The following is an 8,366-nucleotide window of genomic DNA, read 5'->3' on the forward strand; positions in this document are numbered from 1 at the left end:
GCGCCCCCGCCGTGGGCGCGGCCGCGGCGCCCCGCGCCCGCGCCACCCTCGGCCCCCGGCGGCGGCCCCGGGTCCGTGCGTCAGCTCTCCAGGACCGTCAGCGGCACCTGCACCGGCACCACGCTGCCGGACGGGCCCGCCGTCCAGGCGCGGCCCGCGTTCATCCGGGTCCGGATGTGCTCGGCGCTGATGCGCGCGCCGATGATGTCGCCGTCCCCGATCGCCCGCGCCCCGAGCAGCAGACCCCGCCGCGACCGGCGGACCATGCCGATCCAGCCCATGGAGCTCATGCCCTCCGACGGGCCGCCGATCAGGATGCCCTGGTTGCGGTCCCGGCCCGACGAGGCGATCTGCCGCAGCACCTTGTCCGCACCGCAGCTGGAGAGCAGATCGCTGTCGTCGGCGACCACGACCACCGGCTTGTCGCCGACGGCGCGCAGCGCCTCGTTGAGGGTGTTCGCCGACGGGTCGGTGTCCGTGATGACCTGCGCCAGACCGTGGTCGGCGAGCTTGCGCAGCGGCGACTCGCGCGGGGCGAGCACCACCAGCGACGTACCGCCGGTGAGCAGCGAGACGGACATCGCCGCGAGGGCGGTGGAGCGGCCCGACCCGGGCGGGCCGACGACCGCGAAGCTGCCGCCGCCGGAGAGGAAGTCGAAGCCCAGCGGCCGCACCTCGTCCCCGCCGATGCCCAGCAGCGCCCACATCGGGCGGCGCGACGTCTCCGGGACCTGCTCCATCGCCTCCTGGAAGCCGATGACCTTCGGCATCTCCGCCACCCGGAACGGACGGCGCTGCGCGGGAAGCGCGGCGTCCCGTTCGGTGGCCAGGCGCCCGATCTCCCGCAGCGCGTCGGCCTGATCGGCGCTGCCCCGGCCCGCCGCGCCGTCACCGGCGGTCGGCAGCAGCGCGATCTGCGTCTCGACGGCCGTGGGGGTGTGCCAGCCGCGGCCCGGCGGGATGTGGCCCGGCACCCGGTTCGGCGACATCCCCGCGAGGTAGTAGTCGCCCTTGTCCGACTGGCGCAGCAGCAGCCGGAAGTCGTTGTGCGCGGAGAGGCGCCCGCCGAGCAGCCCGCGCTCGGACGACGCCACCAGGTGGATACCGGCCGCGGCCCCCTCCCGCAGCAGCCGCGTGACCTCCTCGAACAGCCGCCCGCCGTCGTACTCGTCGAGCATCTGGGAGATACCGTCCCAGCCGTCGATCAGCAGCATCAGATGGGCCGGGCGTTCGGCGGCCGGGAGGGCGGCGCGCAGCTCCGTCAGGCTCGCGCAGTCGTGCGCCGACATCTTCTCCTGACGCGCGGTCAGCTCGCGGATGAGGCGGCCCAGCAGCCGCGCCAGCCGCTCGGTGTCGAACCGGGAGACCACCGCACCGCAGTGCGGCAGCGCCTCCAGCGCCGACAGACCGCCGCCCGCCGCGTCGATCGCGTACAGGTGCAGATCGGCGGCGGACAGCGTGCGCGCCGCCGAACCGGCGAGGGTGCGCAGCACCTGCGTACGGCCCGAGCGCGGCGCGCCCACCACGTAGAGGTGGCCGAACGACGAGAAGTCCAGGCAGCAGATCCGGCGCTCCTGGAGGCTCGGCAGGTCGAGCAGCGCGTACGGCACGGCCGCGGGACGCCCCGGCGGGGTCGGCGGGGTCTCGGGCAGATCGTCGAGGGTGACGACGTCCGGCAGCGCGGGCAGCCACGGGCTGGCCTGCTCGCTGTGGTCCTCCAGCGCGGCGGTCGCCTTCCGGACCGTCTCGACCAGCGCGAGCAGATCGGTCGCGGTCTCCGGCGCCGCGGCCTCCTCGACCTCCTCGTCGTCGAACAGCTCCATGGGACGGCCCAGCCGGTTCCAGGACAGTTCCACCCCGCGGACGTTGCGGGCCGCGGCGGTGACCGCACCCGGCTGCGCGGGCGCGTCGTCCTCCCCGGGCTCCTGACCGGCGCGGGCGGCGCCCACCCAGGCGGTCTGGAACGGCGTCGGCGCATGGTCGCCGCGGCGCACCAGGGCACGGCCCGGCGTCGCGGAGGAGATGCTCACCGCATCGCCGGAGTCGATGATGTCCTGGCTCTCGCTCTTGTCGGTGACCCGCAGCGCGATCCGCAGATTGGTGTTGGCCTTGATGTCGGTGGAGACCGAACCGCCGGGCCGCTGCGTGGCGAGGATCAGATGGAGACCGAGCGAACGGCCGCGCTGCGCCAGGCTGATGAGGCCCGGCACGAAGTCCGGCACCTCACGCACCAGCGTCGCGAACTCGTCGATGACGATCAGCAGCCGCGGCAGCGCGGGCAGCTCACGGTTGCGGGACCGCTTGGCGCGGTAGTCGGCGTGGTCCTTGGCCTCGACGTCCGCGAGCAGCTGCTCGCGGCGGCGCAGCTCCGCGTCGAGCGAGGCCAGCGCCCGCTGCACGAGGTGGCCGTCGAGGTCGGTGACCATGCCGAGGGTGTGCGGCAGTTCGGCGCATTCGCGGAACGCGCTGCCGCCCTTGTAGTCGATGAGGACGAACGCCAGCTCGTCGGGCCGGTTGGCGGCGGCGAGCGAGGCGATCAGCGTCTGCAGCAGTTCGGACTTGCCGGAGCCGGTGGTGCCCGCGACCAGACCGTGCGGCCCGTCGCGGACCAGGTCGAGGCGGAGCGGCCCGTCGTACCCGGCGCCCAGCACGAACGTCGTCGACGCGGGGCGCTTCTCCCACGACCGCAGCAACGCCTCGACGCTCGGCGGCTCCTGGCCGATCAGCCCGAGCAGCTTGACGCCGTCCGGCAGCCCCGAGTCACCGTCGAGGGTGACGTCACGGACCGGGGCGAGCGCCCGGGCGACCTCCTCGCACCAGGCGGTGTCCACCAGATCCGCGCGGACCCCGCCGACCTTGGGCGAGCCGGTGGTGCGGACACTGAGGTGGTTGCCGGTCGCGGTGATGACGGAGGTGCACTCCTCCGGCAGCAGCCGCTCCTGCTCGTCCACGCAGAGGCTGTAGATGTGCACCGGCGGCCCGGCCTTGAGGACCTGCACCATGCCCGGCACGTCCCGCAGCCGCCGCGCGCCGTCCGCGATGACCAGCACGTCCGGCTCGTCCAGCAGGGTGCGGCCGAGCGCGGAGGCCGCGGCGGTGGTACGGGCCTGGATGTCGGCGACGAGTTCGTTGATGCGGTGCGCGGTGCTCTCGGGGTCGTTGCCGATCGCCACGACGCTGGTGCCGCGGCCGGTGTCCAGATGCGGCAGCCACCGCACCCACGACCAGGCTTCGGCGTTCTCGTCGCTGGTGAGGACCACGATGCGCAGATCGCGGGGGCTGTGCAGCACCGCGCTCTGCGCGACCGTCCAGGCGGCGACGGAGCGGGTGAGGGCGCCGGGCCCGGCCAGCCCGACGACGCCGAGATCGGCCATCTCCAGGCCGTACGGCACATCGGCGAGCCGCCAGTGCACGGAGCGGTGGTTGGAGTCCCGCGCCTGGTCCTCGATCCGCCGCAGCGACGGGCGGGTCAGCGTGCCCAGCCGCACCGTGAGCCGGTCCGGGTCGCGGCGGCGCCGCTCCCAGAGGGAACCGGACGGGCCGGTGGCGGTCAGCAGCACCGTCGCCGGGTCGGGGAAGGTGGTGTTGCGCAGATGCCGTTCCTCGACGGCGGCCTCGCGCAGCTCCAGTTCGAGCGAGGCGCGACGCAGCCGGTAGACGCGCAGCGACTCCTCGTACTGCTTGCGGCCGGTGCGGCGGCCGATGATCCAGTTGCTGACCGCCATCATCGGGCTGAAGAAGATGAAGATCATGAAGTAGAAGGACCGGAAGAGGCCCATCATGATCAGGCCCATCATCAGCGGCGCCAGCACGAACAGCAGCGGGAAGGAGCGCGGCCCGGGGCGCGACGGCGGGCCCTGCATCCGCATCGTCTCGGCGTCCAGATGCGGCGCGATCCGCGGCGGACGGTTGTACTCCACCGCCATACCGTCCGCCGACGGGTTCACCGCCGCGTCCGGCTGGAACGGCGCCGTCAGCCGCAGCAGATGTTCCCCCAGGGAGAGATCGGCGAAGGCCGGCCACTCCGCGGAACCGTCGCCCGGCGGCGGACGGTGGCCCGGGGGCCGCGGCGGCTCGGCCGGGGGCAGCCCGTCGGGGCCGGACGCGACCGAGTGGCCGCCGGTGCCGCCGTCGCGGGTCCCGGCCGGTTCCTCCGCCGTCAGCGGGGTGCCGGTCTCGGGGTCCACCGGCGGCGGGGGCGTCAGGCTGCGCAGCCCGCAGCTCTCCTCGTCGGCGTCCTCCGGCAGCAGGTACGACACCGCGCCGTCCGGGCCGACGGTGAGCCAGACGCCGTGGTCGGGGGCGCCGCCGCCGGACAGCCGCAGCGCGCAGCCGCGGGCGGTGCCGATCTCGTGGCTGCCCGCGCCGAGCCGCCAGACCCGGCCCGCGCCGGGCCCGCCGACATGCCGGACCTCGACGAGAACGGGGTCGCCCGGCGCCGGGGCCCACGCCCGCGAGGGGTGGCCTGTGGCGCACGGCGCGCCCAGACCGAGGACGGCGCCGTCCCGGATCCCGGAGCCGCGCAGCGGCAGCGCACCGTCCAGCGCGCGGTCACCGAGGTAGACCTGCGGGGGCGGCGGGGGAGCATCGCCGGTGTCCGGCGGCGGCGGGGCCAGGGAGGCGGCGAGGTCGGCGACGGTCGCCTGCTCGGGCACATCGAGCAGATGGTCCGTCAGGCGTCCGGCGTCGGAGGTGGTGAGCGTCAGTTTCACGGGGGTCCCACTGATCGGTGCCGTCAAAGGCGCGGTACGGGGCGAGCGGGCCCCCCGCGCGGCCGCGCCGCGGGGCGGGGGGGGGGGGGGGGCCGCGCCCCGCGGGCGGGCGGGCGGGGCCTCCCGCGAGCGGGGCGCTGGCCGCCCCGGCGCGCGCCGCCCGACTCCGGCGGCGGTCGGGCCCCGCGGGGGGGGGCGGCCCCCCCCCCCGGTGCGGTGGGTCGGGTCAGGAACGCGCGGCGGGCCGGGCGGTGCTGCCGGGCGCTTCCTGTCCCCGGTCGACGGGCGCGGCCTGGCCGGGGAAACCGGCGGCGGCGTCCTGCGCGATGTCGTTCGCGGCGGCGCGCGCGGAGACGCCGGGCGCCCCGGCGGCGCCGCTCCGGGCGGAGGCGCCCGGGGCCGACGGTTCCTCCGCCGTGGCGGCGCTCTTCGCGGTGGCTGCCTTCTGCGCGGTCGACGGCGGACGCCGCTCGGCGGGCGCCGGGGCACGGCCGCCGACGGCCGCCGTCTCCTCGGCCGTGTCCTCGTCGAACAGTGCGTCCGGGTGGCCGTCGGCCATGCCCGCGGCGGGCGGCGGCGGCAGCACCGGCGGCAGATCGGCCAGCACCCGGGACAGGGCCCGGCCCAGCGCGTTCGCCGAGGTCAGCAACGAGGTACCGGCGAGCAGCAGCTGACCGTGGCGGTCCGTCAGCAGCCGCCGGGCGTGGCCGCGGGGGCGGCCCGGCACCACGAACCGCAGCCGGGGCGGGCCGCCGGGGCTGTGCCCGAAGTCGTCGGGCAGCGGATCGGGCAGCTCGGCGGCGGCGAGCACCGGCGCGATGCCGTGGCGCGGCTCCGTCTCCCGGGCGGCGCGGTACGCCTCACGGACCGGCGCGCCCGGATGCCGCGGGTGGACGCCCTCGGCGACGGTCACCAGGCCCTCCGGGAGCCGCGCGTCGAGCTGCGCGGTGAGCGCCCGCACCAGGGCGGGGGCGGTGCGGGCGTCGCCCTCCACCGCCGTGACGGCGGGCCCCGACGCCAGATCGAGGAAGGCGCAGCGGCCCTCCCCGACGCCGACCGCGACGAGCAGCGGCGGGCCGTCGTCCGCGGACGGCGCGACGGCGGGCAGGTCCTCGCGCCGCACCGTCCAGCGGCGCGGGTCCTCCGGGTCCGCGGACCACGGGGCGCCGGGCGCGTCCGTGGCGGTACCGGCGAACAGCACGGTGACGGTGGCGCCGTCGACCAGCGCCGCGTACGGCCGGGGAGCGCGGTCCGCGGCGGCGCCGGGCGCGGCCGCCTGCCGGGCGGCGGTCACGGCACGTTCGGCATCGCGCCAGGTGTGCGGGGACCTCAGATGGCGCACCAGCAGCCGCAGCGCCTTGCGGTGGGCGCGCAGCGCACGCAGCGGGGCACCGAAGGCGTGAGCGGTAGCGGCGGCCTCGCGGCGTACGGCGTCCTTGGACGCCTTCCAGCCGCCGGCCCGCTGTACGGGAATCCGCAGCAGCAGGAAGAGCAGCAGGACCATCCCGAGCACGCCGAGGACGGTGAAGATGAGGTTCTGATGGGCGGCGATGAAGGCGAACGGATCGCCGGAACGGCTCATGCGGCGGCGCTTTCGGCGGGGGAGGGAGGGGGCGTCACGGTCGTACGGTCGGCGGGGTGCGGGGGCGGCGCGTTCGTGGCGGTCCTCGGGGTCGTGTTCCGCAGCCGGGGGCGCGGGACGGTGGGCCTGGCGGGGGCGGCGGCGAGTTCACGCCGCATCGCGAGCAGAGCGTAGTGCGTACGGGACTTGACGGTGCCGCGCGGTATGCCCATGGCTCGCGCCGCCTCGGCGCCGGAGCGGTCCAGCAGATGGATGTGGACGAGGGCGTCGCGGTGTTCGGGCGAGAGGCGGCACAGCGTCTGGGTGATCACACAGCGGTCCACGACGGCGTCGGCCATGTCCGCGCCCGCGGGGCGGGTCAGCGCCTCGGCGGGCGCCGGGCCCACCGGAACGGCCCGCTCCCGGCGGTGCGCGTCGACGGCGAGGTTGTGCGCCACGGTGAACAGCCAGGGCCTGAGCCGGGATTGCCCCCGCCCGGCGTCCGTGTGCCCCGATCCGTAGGGGGCTTCGGTGGCGCGGAGGTCGTGGAGGTCTTCGTCGGCGAGGTCGAGGCGGTCGGCGGCGAGCCAGGCGCGCAGGAAGGTCTCCTGCACGATGTCCTCGGCGCGGTAGGGGTCGCCGGAGGTCAGACGGGCGGCGTAGCGCAGCAGGGCGGGGCGGTGGCGCTCCATCGCGCCGCGCAGCAGGGCGTCCGCGTCGGCGGGCGGACGTGCCCCGCCGGAGCGGCCGCCGTCTGCGCGAGGTGGGGACGGGCGAGCCGTGCGCAAAACGGGCACTCCTCCTCGGACAGGGCACGAACGGGGCAATGCTCTCTCGTGCCCCCGGAACGTGGCGTCTTCGCGGCGCGGGGGCATGAGGTGAGGGGGTCCGCGGGGCTCCCCGGGCCCGGTCGGTCGCGAGCTGCTCCCGCCCCGGGTGGTCATCCCGGGAAGCGCGCCGGATACGTCGTGAGCTTGACGCAAAGTCCGGCCCGGCAACCTCAAGGAACCCTCTGAACTTCTCACAGAATACGTGAAGTGTGCAGCCGTGATCCGTGCCGATCCGGCCGTCCCGGAGCGCCTTCGGCGCGCGGGAACGTCTCCGGCCTGCGGTGTCGCCGGATGAACTCCGCCATGTTCATAGGAAATTCACCGGACCGCCCGTCATGCCTGCGACCGGCGGGCCGGTTCCACCCCGTGGCCGACAATCGCCCCCGGCCGTCGCGCGCCCGCTGAACTCGCTCGGGGCGCCGGGACCGTCGTGATCCATTGTCCTGGCGGCGGCGCCGGTAGGGTCGCAATCCCCGCTGCATCCCTTGGACCGTAAGGGTGTTGGGCATCGAGAGAGGACGAGTGTGGACGCGTCGCCGATGAGTGAGCCGAGCAGTCGAGAGCTGGCAGTACGGCAGGAGGAGCTGCAGGCCGAGGCCGACGAGGTCGCCGCCGACCTCGGTCTCGCGCGGCTGCTGTCGGCGCGCGGCGAGCCCGTGCGGGTCGGGAGCGCCGCGCTGGGCCTGATGGTGGTGCCGGACCTCGACATCACCGTGATCTGCCCGGAGCTGGACGACGCCACCCGGCGGGCGGTGGCCGCGATCGGCGCCGAGCTGGCGGTGCACGACCGGGTGCGGGAGGTGACCTTCCGGGACGACACGGGGCACTGGAACACCGACCCCCGCTACCCGGACGGGCTCTACCTCAAGATCGGCCACCGCGCACGGACCGGGCGGGAGTGGACCTTGGACATCTGGTTCGTCGACGAGCCCGACCGGCAGCCCGATCTGGCGCACGCCCGGACGCTGCCGCCCCGGCTGACGGATGACCACCGCGCGGCGATCTTGCGGATCAAGCAGGTCCTGGCCGGGCGGACCGGTGCCCGGGTGCCGAGCTACGAGGTCTACCGCGCGGTGCTGGACGGCGCGGTCACCACCGCCGACGGCTTCGACGCCTGGTATGCGCGCGAGCAGGGCGGCGCGGAGTGACGCGGGGGGGGGGGGGGGGCCGCGCCCCCCCCCCCCCCCCCCCCCGCGCCACAGCCACCCGGGGGGGGCCGCACGGAGATATTGAAGACACGGGGCCCCCCCCGGTTTCTGACAC

General features: G+C 75.9%; 4 protein-coding genes. 1 reads left to right on the top strand and 3 read right to left on the bottom strand.

Annotated elements, in window-relative coordinates; translation table 11 throughout:
• Positions 1-80: 80 nt before the first annotated feature.
• The 3 genes from ACFWWQ_RS00650 to ACFWWQ_RS00660 form a co-directional block, all read right to left on the bottom strand.
• Complete coding sequence (locus ACFWWQ_RS00650; protein ID WP_384587795.1) at positions 81-4,712, bottom strand: FtsK/SpoIIIE domain-containing protein; 4,632 nt, start codon at positions 4,710-4,712, stop codon at positions 81-83.
• A 226-nt stretch (positions 4,713-4,938) separates the two neighbouring features.
• A complete protein-coding gene (locus ACFWWQ_RS00655; protein ID WP_384587798.1) occupies positions 4,939-6,294 on the bottom strand; it encodes a hypothetical protein in 1,356 nt (451 codons plus the stop codon).
• A complete protein-coding gene (locus ACFWWQ_RS00660) occupies positions 6,291-7,061 on the bottom strand; it encodes a sigma factor (RefSeq protein ID WP_384587801.1) in 771 nt (256 codons plus the stop codon). The genes ACFWWQ_RS00655 and ACFWWQ_RS00660 overlap by 4 nt, the downstream gene beginning before the upstream one ends.
• A gap of 581 nt (positions 7,062-7,642) precedes the next feature.
• On the opposite strand from ACFWWQ_RS00660, the gene ACFWWQ_RS00665 reads away from it, so the two are divergent.
• Entirely contained in the window at positions 7,643-8,251 is a 609-nt protein-coding gene (locus ACFWWQ_RS00665; RefSeq protein WP_384587804.1) for a hypothetical protein, read from the top strand.
• The last annotated feature ends 115 nt before the right edge of the window (positions 8,252-8,366 follow it).

The sequence above is a fragment of the Streptomyces sp. NPDC059080 genome (assembly GCF_042739975.1).
Classification (GTDB): domain Bacteria; phylum Actinomycetota; class Actinomycetes; order Streptomycetales; family Streptomycetaceae; genus Streptomyces; species Streptomyces benahoarensis.

Excerpts from the sequence above, each read along its gene's own strand:
- ACFWWQ_RS00665 (WP_384587804.1), top strand. The coding sequence starts at position 7,643 with ATGAGTGAGCCGAGCAGTCGAGAGCTGGCAGTACGGCAGGAGGAGCTG.
- ACFWWQ_RS00655 (WP_384587798.1), bottom strand. The coding sequence starts at position 6,294 with ATGAGCCGTTCCGGCGATCCGTTCGCCTTCATCGCCGCCCATCAGAAC.